22 protein-coding genes are annotated in these 26,232 nt (G+C 61.7%); 8 read left to right on the forward strand and 14 right to left on the reverse strand.

Going from position 1 to position 26,232, the window contains the following annotated elements:
• Positions 1-128 precede the first annotated feature (128 nt).
• Together ACVHNU_RS07895 and ACVHNU_RS07900 are read left to right on the forward strand one after the other, a co-directional pair.
• Positions 129-1,412 (forward strand): Zn-dependent hydrolase, encoded by a 1,284-nt coding sequence (locus ACVHNU_RS07895; protein ID WP_473019381.1) that lies wholly within the window; start codon positions 129-131, stop codon positions 1,410-1,412.
• A gap of 126 nt (positions 1,413-1,538) precedes the next feature.
• A complete protein-coding gene (locus tag ACVHNU_RS07900; protein WP_473019382.1) occupies positions 1,539-2,456 on the forward strand; it encodes a DHH family phosphoesterase in 918 nt (305 codons plus the stop codon).
• A gap of 8 nt (positions 2,457-2,464) precedes the next feature.
• On the opposite strand, the gene ACVHNU_RS07905 is transcribed toward ACVHNU_RS07900, so the two are convergent.
• The 9 genes from ACVHNU_RS07905 to ACVHNU_RS07945 form a co-directional block, all read right to left on the reverse strand.
• Entirely contained in the window at positions 2,465-2,674 is a 210-nt protein-coding gene (locus tag ACVHNU_RS07905; RefSeq protein ID WP_003224027.1) for a hypothetical protein, read from the reverse strand.
• A gap of 215 nt (positions 2,675-2,889) precedes the next feature.
• On the reverse strand, positions 2,890-4,278 hold the full coding sequence (locus tag ACVHNU_RS07910) for an amidohydrolase family protein (RefSeq protein ID WP_473019383.1): 1,389 nt from the start codon (positions 4,276-4,278) through the stop codon (positions 2,890-2,892).
• A gap of 13 nt (positions 4,279-4,291) precedes the next feature.
• Entirely contained in the window at positions 4,292-5,647 is a 1,356-nt protein-coding gene (locus ACVHNU_RS07915; RefSeq protein WP_003224032.1) for a nucleobase:cation symporter-2 family protein, read from the reverse strand.
• Between the two features lie 260 nt (positions 5,648-5,907).
• Complete coding sequence (locus tag ACVHNU_RS07920) at positions 5,908-6,948, reverse strand: CobW family GTP-binding protein (protein ID WP_473019384.1); 1,041 nt, start codon at positions 6,946-6,948, stop codon at positions 5,908-5,910.
• Positions 6,949-7,014: 66 nt separating this feature from the next.
• Positions 7,015-7,644 (reverse strand): UbiX family flavin prenyltransferase, encoded by a 630-nt coding sequence (locus ACVHNU_RS07925; protein WP_473019385.1) that lies wholly within the window; start codon positions 7,642-7,644, stop codon positions 7,015-7,017.
• Positions 7,641-9,026, reverse strand: a complete 1,386-nt coding sequence (locus ACVHNU_RS07930) for a UbiD family decarboxylase (protein ID WP_003224035.1) — start codon at positions 9,024-9,026, stop codon at positions 7,641-7,643. Before ACVHNU_RS07930 ends, ACVHNU_RS07925 begins: the two co-directional genes overlap by 4 nt.
• 278 nt (positions 9,027-9,304) lie before the next feature.
• Positions 9,305-10,210 carry an amidohydrolase family protein gene (locus ACVHNU_RS07935; RefSeq protein ID WP_003224037.1) on the reverse strand — a complete coding sequence of 302 codons (906 nt, stop codon included), beginning with the start codon at positions 10,208-10,210 and terminating at the stop codon, positions 9,305-9,307.
• Positions 10,211-10,214: 4 nt separating this feature from the next.
• Positions 10,215-11,144, reverse strand: a complete 930-nt coding sequence (locus tag ACVHNU_RS07940; RefSeq protein WP_201137938.1) for an amidohydrolase family protein — start codon at positions 11,142-11,144, stop codon at positions 10,215-10,217.
• 1,195 nt (positions 11,145-12,339) lie between these two features.
• Positions 12,340-13,230: a LysR substrate-binding domain-containing protein gene (locus ACVHNU_RS07945; protein WP_045122397.1), complete on the reverse strand. Its 891-nt coding sequence runs from the start codon at positions 13,228-13,230 to the stop codon at positions 12,340-12,342.
• A 118-nt stretch (positions 13,231-13,348) separates the two neighbouring features.
• On the opposite strand from ACVHNU_RS07945, the gene ACVHNU_RS07950 reads away from it, so the two are divergent.
• The 5 genes from ACVHNU_RS07950 to ACVHNU_RS07970 all read left to right on the forward strand — a co-directional run bounded on the left by ACVHNU_RS07950 (position 13,349) and on the right by ACVHNU_RS07970 (position 18,995).
• Complete coding sequence (locus tag ACVHNU_RS07950) at positions 13,349-13,813, forward strand: (2Fe-2S)-binding protein (RefSeq protein WP_103369144.1); 465 nt, start codon at positions 13,349-13,351, stop codon at positions 13,811-13,813.
• Positions 13,813-16,026 carry a xanthine dehydrogenase family protein molybdopterin-binding subunit gene (locus ACVHNU_RS07955; RefSeq protein ID WP_473019386.1) on the forward strand — a complete coding sequence of 738 codons (2,214 nt, stop codon included), beginning with the start codon at positions 13,813-13,815 and terminating at the stop codon, positions 16,024-16,026. The genes ACVHNU_RS07950 and ACVHNU_RS07955 overlap by 1 nt, the downstream gene beginning before the upstream one ends.
• A gap of 5 nt (positions 16,027-16,031) precedes the next feature.
• Positions 16,032-16,925, forward strand: a complete 894-nt coding sequence (locus tag ACVHNU_RS07960; RefSeq protein WP_473019387.1) for a LysR substrate-binding domain-containing protein — start codon at positions 16,032-16,034, stop codon at positions 16,923-16,925.
• Positions 16,926-17,106: 181 nt separating this feature from the next.
• Positions 17,107-18,603 (forward strand): helix-turn-helix transcriptional regulator, encoded by a 1,497-nt coding sequence (locus tag ACVHNU_RS07965; protein WP_473019388.1) that lies wholly within the window; start codon positions 17,107-17,109, stop codon positions 18,601-18,603.
• Between the two features lie 134 nt (positions 18,604-18,737).
• On the forward strand, positions 18,738-18,995 hold the full coding sequence (locus ACVHNU_RS07970) for a DUF1652 domain-containing protein (RefSeq protein WP_473019389.1): 258 nt from the start codon (positions 18,738-18,740) through the stop codon (positions 18,993-18,995).
• A 1,504-nt stretch (positions 18,996-20,499) separates the two neighbouring features.
• Here ACVHNU_RS07970 and ACVHNU_RS07975 read toward each other — a convergent pair.
• Positions 20,500-21,267: an SDR family oxidoreductase gene (locus ACVHNU_RS07975; RefSeq protein WP_007965755.1), complete on the reverse strand. Its 768-nt coding sequence runs from the start codon at positions 21,265-21,267 to the stop codon at positions 20,500-20,502.
• A 22-nt stretch (positions 21,268-21,289) separates the two neighbouring features.
• On the reverse strand, positions 21,290-22,357 hold the full coding sequence (locus ACVHNU_RS07980; protein ID WP_473019390.1) for a phosphotransferase family protein: 1,068 nt from the start codon (positions 22,355-22,357) through the stop codon (positions 21,290-21,292).
• A 190-nt stretch (positions 22,358-22,547) separates the two neighbouring features.
• Between ACVHNU_RS07980 and ACVHNU_RS07985 the strand changes: the two genes are divergently transcribed.
• Complete coding sequence (locus ACVHNU_RS07985) at positions 22,548-22,943, forward strand: DUF4280 domain-containing protein (RefSeq protein WP_003224052.1); 396 nt, start codon at positions 22,548-22,550, stop codon at positions 22,941-22,943.
• 145 nt (positions 22,944-23,088) lie between these two features.
• Here ACVHNU_RS07985 and ACVHNU_RS07990 read toward each other — a convergent pair whose 3' ends face one another.
• The 3 genes from ACVHNU_RS07990 to ACVHNU_RS08000 are packed head-to-tail and all read right to left on the reverse strand — an operon-like array spanning position 23,089 to position 26,218.
• Complete coding sequence (locus ACVHNU_RS07990; protein WP_473019391.1) at positions 23,089-23,631, reverse strand: toxin-antitoxin system YwqK family antitoxin; 543 nt, start codon at positions 23,629-23,631, stop codon at positions 23,089-23,091.
• A 12-nt stretch (positions 23,632-23,643) separates the two neighbouring features.
• Positions 23,644-25,653 (reverse strand): type VI secretion system Vgr family protein, encoded by a 2,010-nt coding sequence (locus tag ACVHNU_RS07995; protein WP_262142883.1) that lies wholly within the window; start codon positions 25,651-25,653, stop codon positions 23,644-23,646.
• 49 nt (positions 25,654-25,702) lie between these two features.
• Complete coding sequence (locus tag ACVHNU_RS08000; protein WP_003224057.1) at positions 25,703-26,218, reverse strand: hypothetical protein; 516 nt, start codon at positions 26,216-26,218, stop codon at positions 25,703-25,705.
• Positions 26,219-26,232 lie beyond the last annotated feature (14 nt).

Below are 26,232 nucleotides of genomic sequence, written 5' to 3' on the forward strand. Positions count from 1 at the left end.
GCGAGCAAGCCCGCTCCCACATTTTGGAATGCGTTCACTTGTGGGAGCGGGCTTGCTCGCGAAGGCGGCCTCAAACCCACCAAAGAATTACCTGAAGACACTCATAAGAACTGCCTGAGGAGATCAACATGAACGCAGCCGTAGACGTTCTGCAATCCACCCATCAGCACATCAACCGCGACCGCCTCTGGGCCTCGCTCATGGAACTGGCCAGGCTCGGTGCCACGGTCAAGGGCGGGGTCTGTCGCCTGGCCCTGACCGACCTCGACCGTCAGGCCCGCGACCTGTTCGTGCAGTGGTGCAAGGACGCCGGGTGCAGCGTCACGGTGGATGAAGTCGGCAACATCTTCGCCCGCCGCCCGGGACGCAATCCGAACCTGCCGCCGGTAATGACCGGCAGCCACATCGACACCCAGCCCACCGGCGGCAAGTTCGACGGCTGCTTCGGCGTGCTCGCCGGGGTCGAAGTGCTGCGCACCCTCAATGACCTCGGCGTGGAGACCGAAGCACCGCTGGAAGTGGTGGTCTGGACCAACGAAGAAGGCTCGCGCTTTGCTCCGTGCATGATGGGCTCCGGGGTGTTCGCGGAAAAATTCACCCTCGAAGAAACTCTCGCCAAGGTCGATGCCGATGGCGTCACCGTCGGCGAAGCCCTGAATGCCATCGGCTATGCCGGACCACGCAAAGTCAGCGGGCACAAGGTGGGTGCCTATTTCGAAGCACACATCGAGCAAGGCCCGATCCTCGAAGACGAGCAGAAAACCATCGGCGTGGTACTCGGCGCCCTCGGGCAAAAATGGTTCGACCTGAAACTGCGCGGCGTCGAAGCCCACGCCGGGCCAACCCCGATGCACCTGCGCAAGGACGCTCTGGTCGGCGCCTCGGTGATCGTCGGTGCGGTCAACCGCGCGGCCCTCGGCCACCAACCCCATGCCTGCGGCACCGTCGGTTGCCTGCAAGCCTATCCCGGCTCGCGCAACGTCATCCCCGGCGAAGTGCGCATGACCCTCGACTTCCGGCATCTGCAACCGGAGCGACTCGATTCGATGATCGCCGAGGTGAAGCAAGTCATCGACGCCACTTGCGAAGAGCACGGATTGACCTATGAACTAACGCCGACTGCCGACTTCCCGCCGCTGTACTTCGAAAAAGGCTGCGTCGAAGCCGTGCGCGGTGCGGCGCAAGGCCTGGGCCTGTCACACATGGACATCGTCAGTGGCGCGGGCCACGACGCAATCTTCCTCGCCGAACTCGGCCCGGCCGGGATGATCTTCGTACCGTGCGAGGGCGGGATCAGCCACAACGAAATCGAAAACGCCGCGCCGGACGATCTCGCGGCGGGCTGTGCGGTGTTGCTGCGGGCGATGCTCGCGGCTTCGGCGATGGTGGCCGCTGGTAAAGCCGCGGCCTGAAGATCAAAAGATCGCAGCCTGCGGCAGCTCCTACAGTTGGATTGCATTCAACCTGTAGGAGCTGCCGAAGGCTGCGATCTTTTTATGTCACCCCAATGTCATGGAAATGTGCGACGTTTGCGCCCCATGAAAATCATCACCTCCGGCGCCTCCTATCTGGACATCGACGCCTACGCCTGTTGCATTGCCTACGCAGAGTTGCTCAACCTGCAAGGCAGTCCCGCCCGCGCGGTCAGCAGCGCAACGCCCAACAGCAGCGTGTCGCCGACCGTTCTGAGTTGGGGCGCTGCTTTTCAGCGTTACACGCCGCAAGCAAACGACGAATTCGTGTTGGTCGATGTGTCCGACTATCACCACTTCGACCCGCTGGTGGTGCTCGACCAAGTGGTCGAGGTCATCGATCATCATCCCGGTTACGAGCCGTACTGGGCAGAGCGACTGGGTTCCGCCGCCGACATCCGCCCGATTGGTGCAGCGGCGACGCTGGTTTTTCAGCGTTGGCAAGCTGCGGGTCTGCTCTCTCGAATCAGCGAGCAAAGCGCGAAATTGCTGGCCACGGCAATCCTCGATAACACGCTTAACCTCACCGGGCAGATGACCTCTGAGGCGGATATTGAAGCTTATGAGGCATTAATGCAGCGGGCGAATCTGCCGGCAAACTGGCCCGAGCAGTATTTCCTCGAATGTCAGGCCGCCATCGAAGCGGACCTGCAGACCGCGTTGGCGGCGGATCTGAAGCGCTTCAAACCGGACAGCAACCTGCCGCAGGTCTTCGCACAGATGACGGTGTGGGACGCCGATGCGTTGCTTCACAAACATCGCAACGAGATCGGCGGCTGGATGGTCGGGCAGGGCGATGACTGGTTGCTGAACGTCATCAGCATCCGTGACGGCAAGAGTTGTTTGCTGGCTGAGCCGCTGCTCAGCCAGCAGAAGCTGGATCGGTTGTTGCCGCTGCAATGGCAGGCGGGCATGGCTGTTGTGAAACCGTCGATGCTGCGCAAGGAACTGCTGAAACTGGGGTTGAACATCAACCCGGTCTGACGCTGTGATCAACCGGGCCGGTCATTCTTGCCCGCTGTGCCCTGGCGTCGGTCGGGGCCGTTGGGGTTGCCGACATCCAGCAACCTTCGTTCGACCAAAACATTCTCCAGTGCCTGACGCTCGACCGGCGCCATTTGGTGTTCGCGCTTTTTCAACTCCAGCAGGATGGGGCTGGACCAGGTGCGATAAGTCTGTTCGATGTTGCGACGCGACGTCATCAGTCTCTCCTTGATCAAGAGCCCGGTGGAGCTGGCAGGGGCTCAATCCGATGAGGGAGTAACCTTAGTCGAGAATCCCCGAGTCCGCGAATGCGCCGTTGTTCCCTGTAGGAGTGAGCCTGCTCGCGATAGCGGGGCGTCAGTAGCGCAAATGTCAGCTGACACACCGCTATCGCGAGCAGGCTCACTCCTACAGGTTTTGCATCGCCTGCGGGTCAATCGTCGATATTCATCATCGCCTGCACACCTTCCCACGCCTCGGCGCGCATCCGTTCGATATCCAGCCCCGGAATCACGCCGTTATCGACCACGATCCGGCCGCCCACCAGGCTGTACTTCACGCTGATCGGCTCGCCCGCGACGACCGGTGCGACCGCACTGTCGTGGAAACCGAAGAAGCGTGGGTGATCAAGGCTGTAGATCACCAGATCCGCCGCTTGCCCGACCTCCAGCGTACCGACCGCGCCCAATCCCAATACCTGCGCACCGCCCGCCGTGCCCCAGTGGATCACGTCTTCGACGGTGGTCGCTGAGGCGCCCTGTTCGGCGCGGTGGATCAGCCACGCGGTGTTGGCTTCGCCGACCATGCTTCCGGATTCGTTGGACGCCACGCCGTCGACGCCGAGGGAGATCGGCACGCCGGCCTCGTACATTTGCGGCACCGGCGCGACGCCGCTGCCGAGGCGAGCGTTGCTCACCGGGCAGTGCGAGATGCCGGTGCCGGTCTGGGCGAGCATGCGGATTTCGCCGGGTTGCAGGTGCACGGCATGGGCAAACCAGACGTCGGGGCCGAGCCATTCGTGTTCGGCGACGAATTCCACCGGCAGGCAGTTGTACTTGTCGCGGCAGAAATTCACATAGTTCTGCGTTTCCGACAAATGCGTGTGCAGACGCAAACCGAGACCGCGCGCGGTGTGCGCCAGTTCGCGCAGCAGGGTCGGCGGCAGCGAAAAGGTTGGCGTGGTGGGTGCGACGACCACCCGGCGCAGGGCGTCCGGGGTGTCCTGGTGATACAGCGATTTCAGCCGTTCGATGTCGCCGACCATTTGCTCGAGGCTTTCCGGTTGCAGCGCGGTTTTCGAGAAGCCCGGGTGGGCGCTGGCGGACTCCAGTGCGCCACCGCGACACAACACAAAGCGCAGGCCGAATTCGTCGGCCAGATCGAACAGCAAATCCCCGGTCTCGGTGCTGCCGTGGGCGTGGTAAAGGTAATGGTGATCGGCGCAGGTCGTGACGCCGGACAGCAGCAGCTCGACCATGCCCAGACGGGCGGCGATGCGCGCCAGTTGCGGGGTGAAGCGGTTCAGGCGTGGATAGGGCACGCTCGCCAGCCAGCCTTGCAGGTCCTGATTCAAGCCTTCGGGCACGGCTTTGAGCAGGTTCTGGAACAGGTGATGGTGGGTGTTGATCCAGCCCGGATAGACCACGCCGTTGCGCGCATCGATCACCCGCTCGTCGGGTTGCGCTTGGAGGTCGGCGGCCATTTCGGCGATGCGTCCGTTGACCACACGAATGTCCACTGCGCCGGCCCGGGCACGCGGGCCGCGCAGGCCGGTCATCACCGCGACCGGGTTTTTGATCAGGATGTTTTGAAGTCGAGTCATGGGCAGGCTCCAGTCAGAGAATGTGCGAGGCGGATTTGCCGGGTGTGGTTTCTGGCACGCTGACGCCGTTGAGCGCCGCGTTGAGCAGCACCGACACCAGGCAGGCGATGACCACGCTGCTGTGCAGGAACGGCTGTGACCACTCGGGCATTTGTTTGAACAGGGTGGGCGCGAGCACCGGTACCAGCGCGGCGGCGATGGTGAAACCGACGATCAGCACGTTGAAGCGATTGCGCTCGTAATCGACCTTGGCCAGGGTCTGGATGCCCGCCGCCGCGACCACGCCGAACATCGCAATGCCGGCGCCGCCCAACGCCGCGGTCGGCATCGAAGCGATGATCGCCCCGGCCTTGGGCACCAGCGCAATCGAGCACATCAGCAGGCCACTGACGGCGACCACCCAGCGGCTGCGCACACCGGTCAGGATCACCAGGCCGACGTTTTCCATGAAGGCGATGAACGGGAATGCGGCGAACATCCCGGCGATGGTGCTCGCCAGGCCATTGGCGCGCAGGCCGTTGATTACCTGTTTGTCTTCTACCGGTTTGTCGACGATGTCGCCGATGGCCACGAACAGCCCCATCGACTCGACCATCTGCACGATCATCACCACCACCATGGTCGCGATGGGGATCAGGCTGAAAGTCGGCAAACCGAAGTAGAACGGGTAGGGCACGGTCAGCCAGGGCGCCTCTTCGACGCTGTGAAAATTGCCCATGCCCAGACCGTAGGCCAGACCGGCGCCGACCAGCATGCCCACCAGCACCGCCATGTTGCGCAGCAGCGGACTGCCATAGCGATTGACCAGCAGAATGGTCAGCAGCACCACCACCGCCACCGCGAGAAATGCCGGGGCGCCGAAGTTGCTCGCGTTGCGTCCGCCACCGACCCATTCATAGGCGATCGGGAACAGCTGCAAACCAATCACCGTGACGATGCAGCCGGTGACCACCGGCGGGAAGAACCGCCGCAATCGGCCCACGAACGGCGCCATCAGCATGGTGAAGATCCCGGCACCGATCACCGCCCCGCAAACCCCGGCAAATCCCACGTCGGGGTTGCTGCCGATGGCAATCACCGGGCCGACGCTGCTGAACGCCACGCCTTGCAGAATCGGCAGACGCACGCCGAATTTCCAGAAGCCGACGGTTTGCAAAAGGGTGGCGATGCCGGAGCAGAACAGCGTGGTGCTGATCAGCACCACGGTGTCGGCGTGGGACATTTTCAGAGCACTGGCGACAATCAACGGCACGGCGATGGCGCCGATGTACGAGACGGCCATGTGTTGCAGGCCGAGGGTGAGCATCTGTCGCACCGGCAGAACGCGGTCGACGGGGTGCACGGTGGAGGAAGGAGTGGCTGACGACATGGGGAATCACCTCTAGCTGTTGTTATTCGGTACAGAGGGGTATTCGTCTGATGCCGATCAATTGATTGACGCCGTGATGAGACACCTGTGGCGAGGGAGCTTGCTCCCGCTGGACTGCGCAGCAGGCCCATGCTTTTCAGGGGCCGCTTCGCGACCCAGCGGGAGCAAGCTCCCTCGCCACAGGTTCGGTGTCACCGTCAATTGAGTGGTTTCAGTCATTCGTGCTGCGAAGCCGCCATCCACCGGCTCCGATGCCTTGTTCAGCCTGCCAGGCAGGTGGCAAAGCCCTGATTCAGCGCCGCGCGGTCCAGGTCGCGGCCGATGAACACGATCTTGCTCGAGCGAGGCTCCGTGCCCCACGCGGTCGAGGCGCGAAACTCCACCAGGCTGTGCACGCCTTGCAGCACGTAGCGCTGGTCTTCGTTGGCCACGGCGAGCACGCCTTTCATCCGATAGAGGTTGTCGGCCTGCGAGGAGCGCAGCTCGCTGATCCAGCGATGGAACGCCATCAGGTCGACCGCGCCGTCCACGGCGATGCCCACCGATGACACGCTGGGGTCGTGTTCATGGTCGGCTTGTTCATGGTGGTGTTCATGGTCGTGATGCTCAGGTTCAGCGCCGATTTCCATGAGCTTCTGCGTGCATTCGAACGCGCCGATGCCGAGGATTTTCGTCAGGTCGATCTGCGCATGGGTGGAGGTCACCAGATCCGCCGTGGCGTTCAAGCCACGGATCTTGCCGCGCAGGATTTCCACCTCGTCGCTGCTGACCAGATCGACCTTGTTGATGACGATGCGGTCGGCGCAGACGATCTGATCCACCGCCTGATTATCGACGCCGTCCAGTTGCAGATCTTCCAGGTGCTGGGCGATGTGCTTGGCGTCGACCATGGTCACGATCGCGTCGAGTTCGACTTCCTCGGCAATCGGGTCATTGATGAAAAAGCTCTGCGCCACCGGGTACGGATCGGCCAGACCGCTGGTCTCGATCAGGATGTGATCGAGGCGCACCGGGCGCGCCACCAGCTCGCGGACGATGCGCACCAGATCCTCGCGAACTTCGGCGGTACAGCACACGCAGCCGTTGACCATCTCGTAGATTTCTTCGGTCTCGGAGCTGAGCACCAGATCGCCATCGATGCCGACCTCGCCGAACTCGTTTTCGATCACGGCAATCTTGCGCCCGTGGTTTTCCTTGAGGATGTAGTTGAGCAGGGTGGTTTTGCCGGCACCGAGAAAACCGGTGAGGATGGTCACGGGGATTTTGGTGTTGGGGGTTGGGGCGTTGAAGGGGGTGTTCATATGCAGCTCCTTGATGGACGCGGATTTGCTTTGGGTGGGAGCGGGCTTGCTCGCGAATGCGGCGGTTCAGCCACCATCATTGTTGAATGACCCACCGCATTCGCGAGCAAGCCCGCTCCCACAGGGTTCTCGGTGTTCTTTCCAGCGGGCGGCAACGCCGGCATCGAGGCCGAACAGGTCGAGCACTCTGCCGAGGCTGTGATCGACCATCTGCGCCAGGCTTTCGGGCCGGGCGTAGAACGCCGGCACCGGCGGGGCGATGATCCCGCCCATCTCGGTGACGGCGGTCATGTTGCGCAGGTGGGCGAGGGTCAGCGGCGTTTCGCGGGCCATCAGCACCAGCGTGCGGCGTTCCTTGAGGGTGACGTCGGCGGCGCGACCGATCAGCCCGGACGAAGTGCCGGTGGCGATCTCCGCCAGCGTGCGCATCGAACACGGCGCGACCACCATGCCCAGGCAGCGAAACGAGCCACTGGCGATCCCGGCGGCGACGTCATCGGCGCGGTGGTAGTGGCTGGCGAGCGCGGTGACCTCGGCCAGTTTGTAGTCGGTTTCATGGGCCATGGTCAGCAGCGCGGCACGGCTGATGATCAGGTGGCTTTCGATGTCCAGTTCGGCGAGCAATTGCAGCAGGCGCACGCCGTAGATGAAGCCGGACGCGCCGCTGATGCCAACCACCAGCCGCTGGCGGTTCACGATGCCAGCCCTTTGAGCAGTTGCCGGGCACGTTCGAGCACGTCCTGATCGAGCTGCGCCTTGATCCCGTCGAAGCCCGAGCCACGGGTGGCGTCCAGGCCCATGCGCGAAGTGGTGCCGTTGACCGAGGACGACGGATCCAGCGGGCTGCCGGGCAAACCGTCGATCACGAAAATATCCAGATGCGGCTGGAAATGCGTGGCCAGCGCCCACAACACCTGGCTGTCGTCGGTGATGTCGATATCGCTGTCCACCGCGATCACGCTTTTCAGGTACGGGTCCCAGCCGAGCAGGGCGAGCATGATCTGCCGCGCTTCGCCGTCGCGGCTCTGATCCAGCGCCACATAGCAATGAAAGTGCGTGCCGGAATTCGGGTAATGCACGGCGGTGACGGCAGGGAAGCGCGCCTTGAGTTTTTCGCTCATTTCCGCTTCGCGCGGTAGCCGCGCCAGTGTCAGGTGTTCGGCGTAGCGGCCGCCCATCACGTCCACCAGCCAGGCGTCCTTGCGCCGTAACAGGGTGTCGACGCGCAGCACGTTGTTGGTCGAGCGATCCGAGGAATAACCGCTGAACTCGCCGAACGGGCCTTCCTCGGCGTAGGCCGTCGGGTCGATGGCGCCTTCGAGGACGAACTCGGCGTATGCCGGGACGCCAATGCCGTAGCGCGGGGTCTTGACCAGTTCCAGCGGCGCGCCGAACAAGCCGCCGGCGACGGCGCGTTCATCGCTGCCGTAGGGCAAACGCGCCGCCGCCGCGAGCATGAACAGCGGGTGCGCGCCGACCACCATCGCCACGCGCAATTCTTCACCGCGTTCACGGGCGGTCTGTAGCATTCGCCACAGGTGTCCGCGCGAGTGCAGGCTGGTCGCCAAGGACTGGCGGGCGTGGCGCATCGAGCGGTGGTAACTCATGTTGGCGATGCCGGTCAGCGGGTCCTCGGCGATGATGATCGCGTTGGTGATGTACGGGCCGCGGTCGCTGTCGAAGTGCTTGAGCATCGGCAGCAGCGCCAGATCCACGGCTTCGCCTTCGAACACTTCATCAAGCACCGGGCCGGTTGCCACGTAGCGCGGGGCGATGGGCTGGTTGGCGCGGCTCTGGAAGGTTTCGTGCAATTGCGCCGGGGTGACACCGAACAACCGGGCAATACGGGTGCGGGAGGCGAACAGATTGGTCGCCACCGGCACCTTGAGGCCGCCGACGTTTTCGCAGATCAGCAACGGATCACGGCCCTGTGCGGCCAGGGCATCGACCAGGGCAGTGACGTCCTGATCGGCAGAAAGCGCTTGGGTGATGGTCAGCACATCGTCCGGGTACTCACGGCGATAGGCGTCGATGAAAACGTGAAAATCCTGCGTGTCGCCGAGCGTCGAACGGGTCATGGTTTCACCTCGTAAAAAGCAGGCACGCAGGGGTGAGAGCGCGTTCGATCGAGCAGCCGTTGGCCTGCCGGTCGAGGGAACGCCGGGTCATCTTCGTGCCTGTAAAGTCGCTGTGTTGCCTCTGCTGTTTACTTAGGTGCTGAGGAGATCCCTGTGGCGAGGGAGCTTGCTCCCGCTGGACTGCGCAGCAGGCCTTCGTCTTTGGGGCGGCTTCGCCACCCAGCGGGAGCAAGCTCCCTCGCCACAAGGGTTCAGCATGGCTTCAGCGAACTGCGGTGTCAGAGGTACGTGGTGGTCAGGCGTATGTCGGCCTCAACCAGGTCTTTGGGCGGTGGCGTCGGCTCGATCCCGCACAACCGGGCGATGTTGTTGCCCAGGTAGTCCTCCAGATGATCCTCATCGATGCCCAGCCCTTGCGGTGCCGGTGAGCACAGCACCTCAAGCTCCCTGAGCCACATGCCCGGTTCGTTCGGCGGCGAATCGGTGCCGAACACGATCTTGTTGCGCGGCAGTTCCTTGGCGAATTCGACGATCCGCGACTGGAAGCACCAGCCGGATTCGCAGTACACGTTCGGCGTGTCCATCGCCATCCAGAACGCCTCGAACGAGTAGTTGCCGCCGGTCTGGATGCCGAAGTGGCCAATGATGAAATTGACCATCGGGAACTCGCGGATGATCGGGTAGAACATCGTCGGAATGGTGTACGGGCCATCGCCCGTATGGATCAGCACCACGATGTTGTACTTGGCGCAGACTTTCATCGCCGGACGCAACCAGTCCAGCGCCCGGTCCGGGCGATAGCCGTGCATGTTGGCGTGCAGCTTGAGCATCTTGAAGCCGTATTCCTTGATGTGGAATTCCAGCTCCGCCGCACCGTTTTCCGGTCCCCAGCGCGGGTTGAAGTTGAAGTTGCCGATGAAGCGATCCGGGTACTTCACACAGAGTTCGGCGACGTACGACATGTAGTCACGCACGCCCTCGCGGCCCCGGCGGTTGCCGTCGCGATAGCCGGTGTTGCCCGGTGGCGGCTGGATGAAGCCCATGTCGATGCGGCGCGGTTTGCCGTTGATCATGTACGGGCCGTCCATCAGCTTGAGCATGCGCTCGCCGGTGAACGGTTCGCCGGTGTGGCGCCAGGCCTCGTCGACCAGGTTGGTGGGGTGCAGATGGGTGTCGATGATCATCGGTTCAGCTCCTGGCCAGTTGCGTGGTGACGGGGCGCTTGAGTTGCGCCTCTGCTTCGGAAACGGAACGCGGCGGTGCGGTTGGCTCGAGGCCGATCATCCGCGCGGTGTTGTTGCCCAGGTATTCCTCGAGGGTGTCTTCGTCGAGGTTCAGGCCCTGCGGCGGCTCGTGGCACAACACTTCGAGCAGGCGCAGCCACATGCCCGGTTCGTTCGGCGGGGTGTCGGTGCCGAAGAGGATCTTGTGCGTCGGCAGGACCTTGGCGAACTCGACGATCCGCGATTGCAGGCACCAGCCCGATTCGCAATAGACGTTGGGCAGTTCCATCGCCCATTGCATCGGTTCGAATACGTAGACCCCACCGGTCTGCACGCCGAAGTGGGCCATGATGAAATTCACGTTGGGGAATTCCTTGATCATCGGCACCCATTCCGACGGAATGCTGTACGGCCCGTCACCGGTGTGCAGCTTGACCGGGATGCCCAGTTCGGCGCATTTCTCGAAGCACGGGCGCACCCAGTCCAGTGCACGATCAGGCCGGTAGGCGTGCATATTGGCCTGCATCTGCACCATCTTGAAGCCGTGTTCCTTGACGTAGCGCTCGATCGCTTCGACGCCGTTTTCCACACCGCAGCGCGGGTTGTAGACGAAGCAGCCGATGAAACGATCCGGGTAGGTCTGCACCATTTTCAGGGTGTAGGCCATGTAGGCGTCGATGGATTCACGGCCCGAGAGTTCGCCGTCGGTCCAGGTGTAAATCGTGTTGCCCTGCGGCGGCTGGATGAAGGCTTTGTCGATCCGGCGAGGTTTGCCGTTGACCATGTACGGGCCATCCATCATCTCCAGCAAACGCTCGCCGGTGAACGGGTCACCGTCATGCCTCCAGGCGAGGTCCACGAGATCCGTGGGATAGCAGCTGATATCGATGATCATTGAAGTCGATCTCCTGATAGCGGGGAAGGGAGCCTTGCGGCTCTCGGCATCCACGCCCCGGGCTATCGGCCATTTCTATGCGCAGCACTCGCGCATTCCCTCGCCTGTTCGCATCCGGCCCGGGTGGGTGGTTGCTGAGGGCGAGTATTGGAAAGGGCGGAGGGGTTCGTACAATATTAATTGGGCGCGCTGGTGATACTTGGGCGATATGGTTTTGGTTTTTACTTCTGTGGAAACTGTACCGGCGCTATCGCGAGCAGGCTCACTCCTACAGGGGGGCACATTCCAATTGTAGGAGTGAGCCTGCTCGCGATGGCGGAGTGTCATTCAACAGTGATGTGACTGATGGGGCCTCTTCGCGAGCAAGCCCGCTCCCACAGGGGGAATGCATTTCAGCGGAGGAATGCGCTCGAAATGTGGGAGTGAGCCTGCTCGCGAAGGCGGAGTGTCATTCAACAGTGATGTGACTGATGGGGCCTCTTCGCGAGCAAGCCCGCTCCCACAGGGGGAATGCATTTCAGCGGAGGAATGCGCTCGAAATGTGGGAGTGAGCCTGCTCGCGAAGGCGGAGTGTCATTCAACAGTGATGTGACTGATGGGGCCTCTTCGCGAGCAAGCCCGCTCCCGCAGGGGGAATGCATTTCAGCGGAGGAATGCGCTCGAAATGTGGGAGTGAGCCTGCTCGCGATGGGGGAGTTTCATTCAACAGTGATGTGACTGATGGGGCCTCTTCGCGAGCAAGCCCGCTCCCACAGGGGGAATGCATTTCAGCGGAGGAATGCGCTCGAAATGTGGGAGCGAGCCTGCTCGCGAAGGCGGAGTGTCATTCAACAGTGATGTGACTGAAGGGGCCCCTTCGCGAGCAAGCCCGCTCCCACAGGGGGAATGCGTTTCTGCTGGAGGAATGCGCTCGAAATGTGGGAGTGAGCCTGCTCGCGAAGGCGGAGTGTCATTCAACAGTGATGTGACTGAAGGGGCCTCTTCGCGAGCAAGCCCGCTCCCACAGGGGGAATGCATTTCAGCGGAGGAATGCGCTTGAAATGTGGGAGTGAGCCTGCTCGCGATGGCGGAGTGTCATTCAACAGTGATGTGACTGATGGGGCCTCTTCGCGAGCAAGCCCGCTCCCACAGGGGGAATGCATTTCTGCTGGAGGAATGCGCTCGAAATGTGGGAGCGGGCTTGCTCGCGAAGGCGTCAGGACTGTGTACGCGCAGCCAACTGCCTGATCACCTCAACCACCGGCGCCACGCGCTCGGCCTGCCCATGCGGCCACACCGCGTAGAGGTTGTAATGCGCAGCAATCTGCGCCTCGTTCAACGCCACCAGCCGTCCACTGCGCAACGCATCGGCGGCGAGTAAGCCGCGTACCAGTCCGGCGCCCACCCCGGCTTCGGCAGCCGCAATCAGGTTCGCCGCATTATCGAAAATCACCCGCGCCGCTGGCTCTACCGGCGGCATCCCGGCCGCATCCAGCCACGGAATCCACGACCTTCGCGTATACCCCAACAGCGGCAACTGCAGAATCTGCTCCGGGCTCAGCGGTAACTGCAGACCATAGCGCTCGAGCAGCGCCGGCGAAGCCACGGCCAACACCCGATCGCCGCAGATCTGCGTCATCTCGCAGTCATCCCAATCGCCATAGCCGTAACGCAACGCCAGATCGACCCGCTCGAAGCTGCCGCGATCACTGCGCGGCATCGACAGCAGCGTCACCTCGTAATCCGGCAGTCCGTCGAGCAATTCCGGCAGGCGCGGATTGAGCCAGCTCTGTGCCAGTTCGCTGTCGACGTCCAATGTCAGGCGCTGCGCCACGCTGCGGTTTTTCACCGAGGACAGCGCCCGGTCGATCTGCGCCAGCCCATCCGCCAGCACGCTGGCAAACAACTGCCCGGCATCGGTCAGGTTGCTGCCGCCGCCTTCACGCACGAACAGCGGCTGGCCGATGAATTCTTCGAGCGCGCGGATTTGCTGGCTGATCGCGCTGTGCGTCAAGTCGAGCTTGCGCGCCGCGCTGGAGAAACTGCCACTGCGCGCTGCGTGGATGAACGCGCTCATGGACTGCACCGACGGGTATCGCTTGTACATGTTGTTAGTCCTGCTTACACCGGTTGGCAGAAATCGTCGCTGGCCGCGTGTTGCGTGGGCTTCCAATAATCGGTCACCAGGCCCGCACAAAGACGGGCCGCTCTTTTGGAGCCTGACAATGATCGCATTCACGGTAAACGGCGAACGACGCGAGCTGGATGAAGCGTCCCCCTCCATGCCCTTGTTATGGGTACTGCGTGATCAACTGAAACTCACCGGCACCAAATTCGGTTGCGGCATGGGCCTGTGCGGTGCCTGCACCGTGCACCTGGACGGCGTCGCGGTGCGTTCCTGCCAGTTGCCGCTGGCCGCCGTTGCGGGCCACAGCATCACCACCATCGAAGGTCTGTCACCGAACGAAAGTCATCCGCTGCAACTGGCCTGGGTCGCCGAAGATGTGCCGCAATGCGGCTACTGTCAATCCGGGCAGATCATGTCGGCGGCAGCCTTGCTCAACACGGGAGCGGCGGTGACCGACGATTCGATCCGCAATGCGATGTCGGGGAATATCTGCCGTTGTGGCACTTACGGGCGGATCAACAAAGCGATCAAACGTGCGGCGAATGCGCCGAAGGAGGCGTAATGAGCCTGCGCGACGACACCTTGATCGAACCGTCACGCCGGGTGTTTCTCAAGCAGGCAGCGACGGTCGCTTCGGGCCTGGCGATTGCCTTGTACCTGCCATCCGGCAGCGCCGCCAGCGACCCGAAAGCCCCAGCGCCGGCCACCGAATTCGAGCCCAACGCCTGGGTGCGGATCTTCCCCGACGGCACCGTGAAACTGGTGGTGCACAAGCACGATTCCGGCACCGGCACGCAAACCGCACTGGCTGCGTGTGTGGCCGAGGAGCTGGATTTGAACCCGATGACCGTGCAGGTGATCACCCCGGAAGATCCGTTCTTCGAGGCCTACATTCACCCGATCTGGAAAGTCTTCTCCACCGGCGGCAGCACCAGTGTTTCACTGGAGTACGAGCGCTTGCGCATGGCCGGGGCCACAGCGCGGGCGTTGTTGATCGCCGCTGCGGCGAAGCACTGGAAAGTCAGCCCCGACAGCTGCAGCACCGAAGAAGGTCGGGTGGTTCATCTGTCCAGCAAACGCAGCCTCGGCTACGGCGACCTGGTCGGGGTGGCAGCGCGTCTGCCGGCACCGGCCCACGTCACGCTGAAGGATCCGGCGCACTTCAAATACATCGGCAAACTGCGCCACAAGCGGGATGCCGCGGCCAAGGTCTGCGGGCGCTTCAAGTACAGCATCGACGTGCAGTTGCCGGGGATGCTGGTGGCGGTGATTCAGCGGGCGCCGGTGGTCGGGGCGAAAGTCGTCAGCGTGGAATCGGCGGCGGCATTGCAGGTGCCGGGCGTGCGCAAGGTGATTGCAGTCCCCGGGCGCCCGGACGTGCTCGGCGGCAATCTGGAAGGCGTCGCGGTGCTGGCCGACACGTTCTGGGCGGCGCAGCAGGGCCGTAAAGTGTTGGAGATCAAGTGGAGTGATTCGCCACTGGCCGGGTTCGACAGCGCGGAACTGGCCAAGGCTCAAGCGGCTGCTATTACCGATCCGAAAAGCCAAACCATCACGGCCATGACGCATGGCGATGTCGGCGCGCAATGGCCGCACGCGGCGAAGCTGATCGAAGCCGATTACCGCATGCCGTACAAGGTGCAGAACCCGCTGGAACCGATCTGCATCACCGCGCACGTGCAGGACAGCGCAATCACCTATTGGGGCGGCGTGCAGGTGCCGTCGTCAGCGCTGGAAGCCGCGCAAACCGTGTGTGGCATCGCCAAGGACAAAGTCACCATCAACGAACTGGTATCCGGCGGCAGTTTCGGTGCGCGGGAAGCCAAATACTGGTTGTTCGAGGTGGCGTATCTGGCGCAACAGACCGGCGTGCCGGTGAAGTTGCTCAACAGTCGTGAAGACGAGATGCACGCACTGTTCAATCACCCGGCCACACTGCACCGGGTCAAAGGCGCGTTGGATGCCCAGGGCAACCTCGCTGCGCTGCAACTGCACGCGGTATCACCCGCCTCGCCGGAGCAGTGGGAGCCGGGCTATTTCGAGCGCCCGGATCACATGGATTACAGCACCACCGAAGCGATCACCGCGTGGGACTTCGCCTACCGTCCGCCGCATCTGGAGCTGAACTGGGTCAAGCACGAAAGCCATGTGCCCAGCGGCTGGTATCGCTCGGTGAGCTTCATCCCCAACGTGTTCGCCGTCGAGAGCTTCATGGACGAGTTGGCGCATGCGGCAGGCGCGGATCCGCTGGCGTTCCGTCTGGCCAACATGCAGGAGCGGCCACGGCATGTGGCGGTGCTGAAACAGGCTGCCGAACGCGCCGGATGGGGCCAGCCGTTACCGCCCGGCACTGCGTTGGGCATTGCGACCCATCAGGGTTACACCAGTTTTATCGCGGTGGTGGCGCGGGTCGCGACGGTCGATGGCAAACCGAAAGTCGAGAAGCTGACCTGTGTGGTCGATTGCGGTCTGGCGGTGTCGCCGGGCGGGGTCGAGGAGCAGATCTACGGCGGACTGATGTGGGGCTTGGGTCATGCACTGTTTGACCGGCTCGATATCCAACAGGGCAGGGTGGTGCAGAGCAATTTCCACGACTACCGCGTGACCCGGATGTCGGACATGCCGGCCACCGATATCGTGGTGCTCGATGGCGAGCCAGGCAAACCCGGTGGCGTCGGTGAGTTGGGCAGTCCGTCGGTGGCACCCGCGATAGCCAACGCTTTGTTTGCGCTGACCGGCGTGCGTCAGCGTTCGACACCGCTGAGTCTGGGGTAGGCGCCATGGACCTGCGCCTGCTGCGGTATTTCATGGCCCTGGCCGATGAGCTGCATTTCGGTCGGGCGGCGGAGCGTTTGCACATCTGCCAGCCGCCGCTGAGCCAGCAGATTCGCCTGCTGGAGGAGGAGCTGGGCACGCCGTTGTTCGAGCGCAGCCATCACCGGGTCGAGCTGACAGCGGCGGGGCAGATGCTCAAGGAGCAGGCGCCGCTGGTGTTCGAACAGCTGGAACGGGCGCTGGACCTGACGCGCCAGACCGGGCGCGGGCAGCTCGGCGAACTGGAAATCGGCATGATCAGTTCGGTGATGGTCGGCGTGCTGCCCAGAGCCCTGCACCTGTTTCGCGAGCGCTATCCGCAGGTGAACTGGCGGCTGCATGAAATGACTCCGGCGGCGCAGGTCAAGGCGTTGAAGGAAAAGCGTATCGACGCCTGCGTGTTTCGCGTCGGTTATGACGATCCGTTGCTGCGCAATGAGTTGCTGATCTACGAGCCGATCCATGTGGTGATGCCGGCCGATCATCCGCTGGCCGGTCGCGAGGTGCTGGCCCCGGCGGATCTGGCGTTGGAACCGTTTGTCGCGCTGGAACTGAAGCAGTCGCGGTTTGCCAATTTCCTTTACCAGTGCTGCATCCAGGCCGGGTTCACCCCGCAGATCCGCCAGCAGGTGATTGAGGTGCAGACCTTGCTCAGCCTGGTGCGCGCGGGTTTCGGGGTGGCGCTGCTGCCGGCCTCGATCGAGCAGTTGGCCCCGGCGGGGCTGGTGTTTCGCAAGCTGACGCCGGCGCTGCCGGAGGTGCCTTTGTATGCGACTTATCGCGCTGACGATGCTTCGCCGGTGCTCAGGTTGTTTCTCGATACGTTGCGCGAGTTGGTGGAATCTTCAGATCACCATTGATCCCCTGTAGGAGTGAGCCTGCTCGCGATAGCAGTGTGTCAGTCAGAGTTGATGTGGCTGACAGACCGCTATCGCGAGCAGGCTCACTCCTACAGGGATTTGTGGTGTTGTTGAAGAGTTCGGCACGATCACGGGCGCCTGCGGTCGTAATCTTCACACGCGCATTCCCTGTGGAGATCCAATGAGCCAGGAAGTCCTGACCCGCGAAACCAATCGTCGCCAGTTGCAGCAGATCATCGCCGGGCTGTCCGACGGGGTGATTCTGTTGGAACTCGATCAGAGCATCCTCTGGGCCAACGAGGCGGCGCTGGCCATGCACGGTGTCAGCCGGATCGGTGAGCTGGGCACTAATGCCGATGAATATGCCAAGCGTTTCACTCTGCGTTATCGCAACAATCACGTGATCCCCCCGGAAAACTATCCGATCAGCCGCGTCGCCCGTTGCGAGGTTTTCAGTGATCTGTTGATCGAGCTGAGTGCCGTGGATGACCCCGAGCATGTCTGGGTGCACAGCGTGCGCAGCATGGTGCTCACCGACCGTGAGGGTCAGCCGGAGTCGCTGGTGCTGATCATGAGCGACGTCACCGATTGGGCCAACGCCGAGCAGCGCTTCGAAAAGACCTTCAATGCCAACCCGGCGCCGGCGGTGATCTGCCGCCTCAGCGATTTGCGCTACATCAAGGTCAATCCGGGGTTTTTGGAGATGACCGGTTATACCCGTGAGCAGGTGATCGGCACCTCGGCCTATGAGATCGATATTTTCGAGCAGGCCGAGCAAAGAGATCTGGCGATCCAGCGTCTGCGCGATGTGGCGACCATTCCGCAGATGCAGGCTGAACTGCGCCTGCCCGATGGCGGCAGCAAGCAAGTGATCGTCGCCGGGCAGCCGTTGGTGCTCAATGATGAGGATTGCATGCTGTTTTCCTTCGTCGACATGGAACTGCGCCACAAGGCGGAAGTCGCGCTGCGTCAGAGTGAGGAACGCTTCGCCAAGGCGTTCCGCCTGACCCCGGTGCCGATTCTGATCTGCAGCGCTGACGAGCAGCAGGTGATCGATGTCAATCAGGCGTTCCTCGACACCCTCGCCTATGACAGCGATGAGGTGGTGGGCAAAACCGTGACCCAACTGCATTTCATCGACGACGATGGCGCGCGGGCCCGGCTGCTGACTGCCCTGGCGAAAAGCGGTCGGATCGATCGGGTCGACATCCGGGTGCGCAAGAAGGATGCAGAGCTGCTGGAGTGCGCGGTGTCCGCCGACACCGTGAATATTCAGGACACGCCGTGCTATCTGCTGGTGCTGATGGACATCACCGAGCGCAAGCGCACTGAATTGGAGTTGGTGGCGGCGATAGAAGAGGTGATGAAAGACGCTTCCTGGTTCAGCCGAACGTTGATCGAAAAACTGGCCAATGTGAAGAAGGTCAACTCGCCGCAACTGCCGAGCGTGTCCTTCACTGACCTGACGGCGCGCGAGCGCGACGTGCTGGGGCTGATCTGCGAAGGGCTGGCTGACAAGGAGATCGCCGCGCGCCTGAAGCTGGCGCCGAATACCGTGCGCAATCATGTGGCGACCGTGTATTCCAAGCTTGATGTGCACAGCCGCAGCGAGGCGATTGTCTGGGCGCGGGAACGTGGTCTGTTTTCTGGCGAGCGCGGCACGAAGGGGCAGCGGTAGGTGCAAATGCACTAGCCGATGCGGTGCAAATGCAGGTTCTGGTGCGGTGGGGCAGTTCTTAGTCTGGTGGCGTGCGATACGAGCCTGTTGGCTTGGGATCGTCTCCCTTCGAAACAGCTTAAGGAACAGGCTCCATGATGAATCTTGCGCAGTTGCGCGCCAGCCTCGAACAGAGTTTTTCGCCATTGGCGTGCGAATGTTCAATGGATGGGGATCATTCGCTGACGGTGAAGTTGTATCACCCGGGGTCGGGGCAGGTGGATCTGGTGATCAGCGGGTTGAAGCTCGATGCGTTGCGTACGCCTGAGTCGGTGGCGGCGCTGGTGGATGAGTTGCGGTATGAGTTGGAGAGTAATTCTTTGCGGGCTGCTCGGGATCCGGATATGGCTTAGGGGTTGGGTTTGTTTGGGGTGTATATCCGGTGCTGCGGGTGTTGCTGATTAGGGTTCCGCCCTTACGGCGGGTCACTTTTGGCAAACGCCCCAAAAGTAACCAAAAGGTCTGTGCCCTGACGTTCGGCCCTCGCTTAGGCTCGGGTTCCTTCGCTCCGGGATTCATCCGGGGGGCAGCGCCTACGGTTTGCTTCGCTGCACCTCCTCTCGCTGTGTTTGGCTGCGCCAAACGGTCGCTGCGCTCCCACCCCCGGATCAATCCCTCCACTCAGCCTGCCGACGGGCCCTGAGATCAAAAGCTTTACTCGAGCTAACGCTCATTGTGTTGAGTGGGGCGGCTTCGCCGCATGGGGTGCACGCTCTCTAAATTGTAGGAGCCAGCCTGCTGGCGATGGCGGCCTGACAGCCGACCAATTTCTTGCGGATGCACCCGGCCCAACTGTGGGAGCGGGCCTGCCAGCGATGGCGGCCTGACAGCCGGCCAATCTCAAACTGAATGCACTCAGTCCAAATGTGGGAGCGGGCTTGCTCGCGAAGGCGGCCTGACAGCTGACCCATTTCAGTCAGGAGTACTCAACCCCTGTGGGAGCTGGCCTGCCAGCGATGGCGGCCTGACAGCCGGCTAATCTCAAACTGAATGCACTCAGTCCAAATGTGGGAGCGGGCTTGCTCGCGAAGGCGGCGTGACAGCTAACCCATTTCAGTCAGGAGTACTCAACCCCTGTGGGAGCTGGCCTGCCAGCGATGGCGGCCTGACAGCCGGCCAATCTCAAACTGAGTGCACTCAGTCCAAATGTGGGAGCGGGCTTGCTCGCGAAGGCGGCCTGACAGCTGACCCATTTCAGTCAGGAATACTCAACCCCTGTGGGAGCTGGCCTGCCAGCGATGGCGGCCTTCCAGTCAAAAAAATCTTGTTGGTGTACCCCTCCCACACAGATTTTCCTCCCCGCAAAATCGACAGCCAATTCCCTTATCCCCCTCCATTTCACTGGCGCTTACAGGGTGGTCGGCTATAAAGAATGAGTGGTCAGGTCTTCCGTCATGCGCGGTATTCGTGTGTGATTGCGGAAGTGGCTCTTCCATTCATCGCGGGTCGTCCTATGAATAATCCTGGGAAACGCGTGTATCTGCCGTTGTCGCTGGCTTTCTCTGTCGCGCTGTTAAGCGGCTGTGCCAGTCCTCCGCCACCGCCTCCTGCTGCACCTCCGCCACCGCCGGTGCGTACCTGTCAGACTCTGGAAAACACTCAGGTGTCTGGCGATATGTACGTTGACGAGCAGGTTACTCGCCATATCACCACCACTCGTTGTGTCACGCAGTAGTGCTGTGGGGGTGCTTGCCGGTGCACTTTGTCAGGCAATTACCCAACGTCACTGTCTTACAGATAACCCCTGTGGGAGCGGGCTTGCTCGCGAATGCGGTGTGTCATTCAAGGCAATGCTGCCTGACACTCCGCCTTCGCGAGCAAGCCCGCTCCCACAGGGTTAATCATTTGTCAGAGAGATCAGGACAGGAACCCGCCATCCACATTCAGCGAAACCCCGGTGGTGTAGCTTGATGCGTCGCTCGCCAGGTACAAAACCGCACCGGCCATTTCACTCGGGTCGGCCACGCGCTTGAGCGGGATCTGCGTCAGCGCCTGCTTGAGGATCGCGTCATTCTTCACCAGCGCCGAAGCGAACTTGGTGTCGGTCAGGCCCGGCAGCAGGGCGTTGCAGCGGATGCCGAACTGCGCGCATTCCTTGGCGAAGACCTTGGTCATGTTGATCACCGCTGCTTTGGTCACCGAATAGATGCCCTGGAACACGCCCGGTGAAATCCCGTTGATCGAGGCGACGTTGATGATGCTGCCACCACCGTTTTCGCGCATCAGCTTGCCGGCCTCCACCGACATGAAGAAGTAGCCGCGAATGTTCACATCGACGGTCTTCTGGAACGCGCCCAGATCGGTGTCCAGCACGTTGCAGAACTGCGGGTTGGTCGCGGCATTGTTGACCAGAATGTCGAGGCGACCGAACTGTTCCTTGATCCCGGCGAACACCTGGCTGATCTGTTCCATTTCACCGATATGGCAAGCCACGGCGGTGGCTTTGCCGCCGGCGGCGATGATGGCGTCGGCGACGTGCTGGCAGCCTTCGAGCTTGCGGCTCGAGACGATCACGTGGGCGCCTTGCTGGGCCAGCAGTTTGGCGATGGCTTCACCGATGCCACGGCTGGCGCCGGAGACGAATGCGATTTTGCCGTCGAGGTCGAACAACTGAGTCTTGGACATAAGGGTTCCTTGGTGTGGGCCGTCAGAGGCTCGATTTCGCAATGACCTGCAGGCTCATCTGCTCCAGCAGTTTGTTCATGTGAATGAACTGCGCGAAGCGTTTGTCCTGGGTCTGGCCGTGGTAGAAGCGGTAGTAGATCTGCTGCACGATGCCGGCCAGGCGGAACAGGCCGTAGGTGTAGTAGAAGTCGAAATTGTCGATCCGGATGCCCGAGCGTTCGGCGTAGTAATCGACGAACTCGCGGCGGGTCAGCATGCCCGGGGCGTGGCTCGGCTGGCGGCGCATCAGTTGCACGGGCGCCGGATCATCTGCCTGAATCCAGTAGGCGAGGGTGTTGCCCAGGTCCATCAGCGGATCGCCGAGGGTGGTCAGTTCCCAGTCGAGCACGCCGATGATCTGCATCGGGTTGTTCGGGTCGAGGATCACGTTGTCGAAGCGATAGTCGTTGTGGACGATGCTCGACGTCGGATGGTCGGCCGGCATCTTGTCGTTGAGCCAGGCTTTGACATTCTCCCAGTGCGGCGCGTCCGGGGTCAGGGCTTTTTCGTAGCGCTCGCTCCAGCCCTTGATCTGGCGGGCGACGTAGCCTTCCGGCTTGCCCAGATCGCCGAGGCCACAGGCATTGTAGTCAACCCGATGCAGCTCAACGAAACGGTCGATGAAGCTCTTGCACAGCGCTTCGGTTTTCGCCGCATCGAGGCCCAGTTCCGGCGGCAGGTCGGAGCGCAGGATGATGCCCTTGACCCGCTCCATCACATAGAACTCGGCACCGATCACCGACTCGTCGGTGCAGTGCACGTAGGCTTTCGGGCAGTACGGAAAACCGTCGCGCAGTTGATTGAGAATGCGGAATTCGCGGCCCATGTCGTGGGCGGATTTGGCCTTGTGGCCGAACGGCGGCCGGCGCAGGACGAATTCCTGCTGCGGATATTCCAGAAGGTAGGTCAGGTTCGACGCACCGCCAGGAAACTGGCTGATCTGCGGTGTGCCGGTCAGGCCCGGAATGTGCGCCTTGAGGTACGGATCGATCAGGCTGGCATCGAGTTCTTCGCCATCGCGGATCCGGGTGGACTGGTCAGTAAGCGCCATGCTTATCCCTTCTGCTTATTTTGGAGGCCAGACATCATTGGCTAATCTAATGGTGCGCTCGGGTGCTCACAAGCGCGGGTCGGTCTTATAGGTTAGCGTGTTGCACGATAATCACCTTTGGGAATGTGCGCGGCGGGCTGTGGGCGACTAAGGTTTAGCGGGTATGCCATGTCCAGCAAGGAGCTTTGAAATGGGCTGCCCGCAAGTCTGTGCCAGCGCCACCCTGCAATGCAGTTTCGGCGCCGCGCCGGCGGTGCTTAACGTGCTGCCGGTCAACCGCACGCTGACTGGCGGGATGCCGGCGGCGAACATCATGGATCACATCCCGCTGGTCAATATCATGCCGTTCGGTGTGTGCATGAGCATGGCCAATCCGATGGTGGCGGCCGCGACCGCCGCCGCACTGGGCGTTTTGACGCCGATGCCGTGTATTCCGGCGACGGCGACGCCGTGGATTCCCGGCGGCGCACCGACCCTGTTGCTCGGCGGGATGCCGGCGATCGATGCCAACAGCACCCTGATGTGCAACTGGGCGGGGGTGATCAAGATTGCGATGCCGGGGCAGATGCAGATGCTCATTCCTTGAGTTTTGTGCTGGATGCGCCGGCCTCTTCGCGAGCAAGCCCGCTCCCACAGGGTTTTGTGTTGTGAATGGAATTGTGTGAACACCACCGGCCACTGTGGGAGCGGGCTTGCTCGCGAAGAGGCCAGTCCTGGCAAAAAGAAAACCCTCAAGCCTGCTGCGGATCCATCCACCGCTGATACCACCAGCGCACCCGCGAAATCGGCTTGCCATCAGCCCCCAGCGGCCGGCCATCCTCGGCGAACGCGGTTTCCGGCTCCATCAGTTGACCATTCAGATACCGCGCCTCAGCCGCCGGTTTGCCGTTCGGGTGAAAGCGCTGATAGCGCCCCTCACGCACGCCATCGCGGTAAAACTCGGCCTCGGCCACCTGCCCATCGGGAAAGTAGTTGAACGCCTCGCCATGCAATAACCCGCGCCGATACGTCGCCTTGCGCTGCAACCAGCCCTCGGCTGAATAGAAATTCGCGACCCCTTGCAGCTTGTCATGCACGAACGGCATCTGCGCCGAGACCTTGCCGTTGGGGTGATAGAGCAGTGACATGCCCTGCAGCTCTCCCTGGTGGTAATTCAGATCGGCCTGCTTACGTCCGTCATCCTTGAGCTGCAGCGCGCCGTCGAGCTGACCGTCCTGCAAGCGGCCCTTGAGCTGTTTGTCATCCTCCTGCAAATCCAGCGGTGTGATCGCCATGACGGCTCCTTGTCAGTTGACCTGCACCAGACCGCCCTTGATGGTCAGCATGCCGCCACCGTCAACGGTCTGCGAGGCCGCGCCCTTGTTGGTCAGGCTGATGCCAGCGTCGTTGGTCAGCGTGGTTCCGGCCTTGTTGTCCAGTGACGTACCGGCCTGGTTGGTCATGGCTGTGCCGGCCTTTTGCGTGATCGAGGTGCTGGCCGAGGTCGCCAGGTCAGCGCCGCTCTTGATGGTGAAACTGCCACCGCTTTGCAGGGTGAGGGTGCCGCTGACCTTGATCGTCAGGTTGCCGTCCACCGTCAGGCTGTAGTCGCCGGTGACCTTGTCGGTGTAGTTGCCGCCGGTGCTGTGGTTTTGATCGGCACCGACTTTCACCGTACGGCTGTCCTTCACATCGAGGCTGTCGCTGCCGGTCTGAATCGTGACGCTGCGCTTGCCTTTTTCCAGGGTCACGGTTTCGTCGCCGTCCTTGACCGTGCGGGTGCGGGCGTTTTGTACGGTGAGGGTTTCGTCATGGCCGACGGTGGCGGTGGTGTCGTTGAGCACATTGATCTTCAAGTCTTTCTGCGCCTGCAGAAACACTTCTTCGGCATCCTTCTTGTCCTCAAAGCGCAGCTCGTTGAAACCGCCACCACCCTTGGACGATTGAGTCTTGATCCCCGACTGCGTCTGATTGGCCGGCAGCGCATAGGGCAGGGCGTTGTCGCCGTTGTACACGCAACCGGTGACCAGTGGTCGATCCGGATCACCGTCGATAAAGGTCACGATGACTTCCTGGCCGATACGCGGCACGAACTGCATGCCGAAGCCCTTGCCGCTCCACGGCAACACCACGCGTACCCAGCAGGAACTGGTTTCGTCATTCTTGCCGTCGCGATCCCACGGGAACTGCAACTTGATCCGGCCGTATTCGTCCGTCCAGATTTCTTCGCCGGACTTGCCGACGACGATGGCAGTCTGCGGATGCATGCGCGGTTTCGGTGTGCTGCGTTGTGGGCGAAACGGCGTGGTTTTGGGAATGGCTTCGAAACGGTTGCGATAGCTTTCGTGGCTGGCGTCGTGGGTGACCCTCGTGACGATCCAATCGATGTTCAGGCTCGCGTCTTCGTGGCCGTCGAGAGTGAACCAATGGCCCGGGATCAACCAACGACAATCGCTTTCACCGACGAAGCGTTTCTCCTCACTGCGAAGCCCGTCGACCCGTTGTTTGGTCAGCGCATCACCCCGGGCTTTTGCGTTGTAGCCGCCGGGATGCTCATAGATCGAACGCGGTCCGGCCACGGCTTCGGCCTGGCCGAAGAGCGAAGTGGTCGGCGTGGTGAATTCGTAATCCGTTGCCTTGTAAACGCCCGCCACGGCTTGTAGGCAGACCTGGCCTGAGCGGATGCCATGCAACTCACGCTCACCCATTTGCTGGCCCAGATACTTGACTTTCGGGCCGTTGGGGATCTGTACGAAGGCGTCATTGCTGTCGCCCAGCACCAGCGTGTGCTTGCCCTCGTCGTGGGTGAAAAACCAGAAGATGCCTTCCTCTTCCAGCAGGCGAGAGACGAAGGCGAAATCGGTTTCGCCGTACTGCACGCAGTATTCGCGGGGGGTGTAGCTGCCGGTCAGAGAGAGTTTGAAATCGGTGAAGCCGTGGGCCTTGAAGATCGTGGTGACGATGTCCGAGGTGGTGAGGTTCTGGAATACCCGGTTGTTGCTGGCCAGGGTCAGCCACCAGAGCCACGGACGCAATACGAGTTGATAGCGCTCGGCGGTGGCGTCAGCAGGGAGTTGGCGGATTTCGGCGACCAAGGCATCGAACGGGCGCAACTTAGCGTCGTTGTGCAATGTGGTGGTGACGTGAGTGGCGACGGCGCTGGTCAGGGTGAGGGGGGGGCCGTCGTTGAGGCCGTTGAGGGTTTGCGAACAGAGCGAGTTGAGGGCTTCTTCACCGGACAACCACTCAGGGTAAAGCGCCGACAGTGCGGCGGCGGTCAACGAAAGCGTTGCGTTACTGTCGGTGGCACGAGGCATTGGGCGGCCTTGATGAGGTGGTTGCAGCGTTCATGAAGCGGATTCGGTTCTAAAGAGAATTAAAGTTCAAATTGGGCATCATCGACATCACTGCCTCCATGTCACTTTGTTTTCGGAACTGCTTCCATAACCCAGGGAAATGGTCGTTGGCAGGCTGTAGCCAATTAAACAGGGGGCTTTTATAAAAGCAGGTACCGTCACTGACGGCTTGTTGCGGCAGATCCCGAGTCGTGCCCCATACAATGGCGTTGGGCCTTAGGTTCGCCAAGCCTTGAGCAATAGGTTGAAGTTCACCAATACTAATATGTGTTTCTCCAACTTCGCAGGCTGCGAGCACAATAAAGCAACTACCGCAATTGCCGATCATGTTGTGCAAGCCGGTATGTCTGTCCATTTTTACCATGGTGCTGCCGTGGCCAATAATAATTAGCATTCCTCCAAAGGCATCTCTCCAGCCGAGACTCGTCGGGGCAATCAGATCGCAAATGCCAGAGTATTTTGCCCACAGCTTTTTTGCTGCTTTCTTTCCGTCCTCATCGATGTAAGTCAGTAGTGTGTCTTTCATGTTTGCTGGCTCAT

Source organism: Pseudomonas sp. Ors-4-3C, assembly GCF_055755035.1.

What these genes read in the sequence shown, in the direction of transcription:
- ACVHNU_RS07960 (WP_473019387.1), top strand. Translation starts at nt 16,032, where the DNA reads ATGGACCTGCGCCTGCTGCGGTATTTCATGGCCCTGGCCGATGAGCTG.
- ACVHNU_RS07915 (WP_003224032.1), bottom strand. Translation starts at nt 5,647, where the DNA reads ATGTCGTCAGCCACTCCTTCCTCCACCGTGCACCCCGTCGACCGCGTT.
- ACVHNU_RS07945 (WP_045122397.1), bottom strand. Translation starts at nt 13,230, where the DNA reads ATGTACAAGCGATACCCGTCGGTGCAGTCCATGAGCGCGTTCATCCAC.
- ACVHNU_RS07975 (WP_007965755.1), bottom strand. Translation starts at nt 21,267, where the DNA reads ATGTCCAAGACTCAGTTGTTCGACCTCGACGGCAAAATCGCATTCGTC.
- ACVHNU_RS07900 (WP_473019382.1), top strand. Translation starts at nt 1,539, where the DNA reads ATGAAAATCATCACCTCCGGCGCCTCCTATCTGGACATCGACGCCTAC.
- ACVHNU_RS07990 (WP_473019391.1), bottom strand. Translation starts at nt 23,631, where the DNA reads ATGGCGATCACACCGCTGGATTTGCAGGAGGATGACAAACAGCTCAAG.
- ACVHNU_RS07930 (WP_003224035.1), bottom strand. Translation starts at nt 9,026, where the DNA reads ATGACCCGTTCGACGCTCGGCGACACGCAGGATTTTCACGTTTTCATC.
- ACVHNU_RS07980 (WP_473019390.1), bottom strand. Translation starts at nt 22,357, where the DNA reads ATGGCGCTTACTGACCAGTCCACCCGGATCCGCGATGGCGAAGAACTC.
- ACVHNU_RS08000 (WP_003224057.1), bottom strand. Translation starts at nt 26,218, where the DNA reads ATGAAAGACACACTACTGACTTACATCGATGAGGACGGAAAGAAAGCA.
- ACVHNU_RS07985 (WP_003224052.1), top strand. Translation starts at nt 22,548, where the DNA reads ATGGGCTGCCCGCAAGTCTGTGCCAGCGCCACCCTGCAATGCAGTTTC.
- ACVHNU_RS07910 (WP_473019383.1), bottom strand. Translation starts at nt 4,278, where the DNA reads ATGACTCGACTTCAAAACATCCTGATCAAAAACCCGGTCGCGGTGATG.
- ACVHNU_RS07995 (WP_262142883.1), bottom strand. Translation starts at nt 25,653, where the DNA reads ATGCCTCGTGCCACCGACAGTAACGCAACGCTTTCGTTGACCGCCGCC.
- ACVHNU_RS07940 (WP_201137938.1), bottom strand. Translation starts at nt 11,144, where the DNA reads ATGATCATCGATATCAGCTGCTATCCCACGGATCTCGTGGACCTCGCC.
- ACVHNU_RS07955 (WP_473019386.1), top strand. Translation starts at nt 13,813, where the DNA reads ATGAGCCTGCGCGACGACACCTTGATCGAACCGTCACGCCGGGTGTTT.
- ACVHNU_RS07920 (WP_473019384.1), bottom strand. Translation starts at nt 6,948, where the DNA reads ATGAACACCCCCTTCAACGCCCCAACCCCCAACACCAAAATCCCCGTG.
- ACVHNU_RS07965 (WP_473019388.1), top strand. Translation starts at nt 17,107, where the DNA reads ATGAGCCAGGAAGTCCTGACCCGCGAAACCAATCGTCGCCAGTTGCAG.
- ACVHNU_RS07935 (WP_003224037.1), bottom strand. Translation starts at nt 10,210, where the DNA reads ATGATCATCGACACCCATCTGCACCCCACCAACCTGGTCGACGAGGCC.
- ACVHNU_RS07970 (WP_473019389.1), top strand. Translation starts at nt 18,738, where the DNA reads ATGATGAATCTTGCGCAGTTGCGCGCCAGCCTCGAACAGAGTTTTTCG.
- ACVHNU_RS07950 (WP_103369144.1), top strand. Translation starts at nt 13,349, where the DNA reads ATGATCGCATTCACGGTAAACGGCGAACGACGCGAGCTGGATGAAGCG.
- ACVHNU_RS07905 (WP_003224027.1), bottom strand. Translation starts at nt 2,674, where the DNA reads ATGACGTCGCGTCGCAACATCGAACAGACTTATCGCACCTGGTCCAGC.
- ACVHNU_RS07895 (WP_473019381.1), top strand. Translation starts at nt 129, where the DNA reads ATGAACGCAGCCGTAGACGTTCTGCAATCCACCCATCAGCACATCAAC.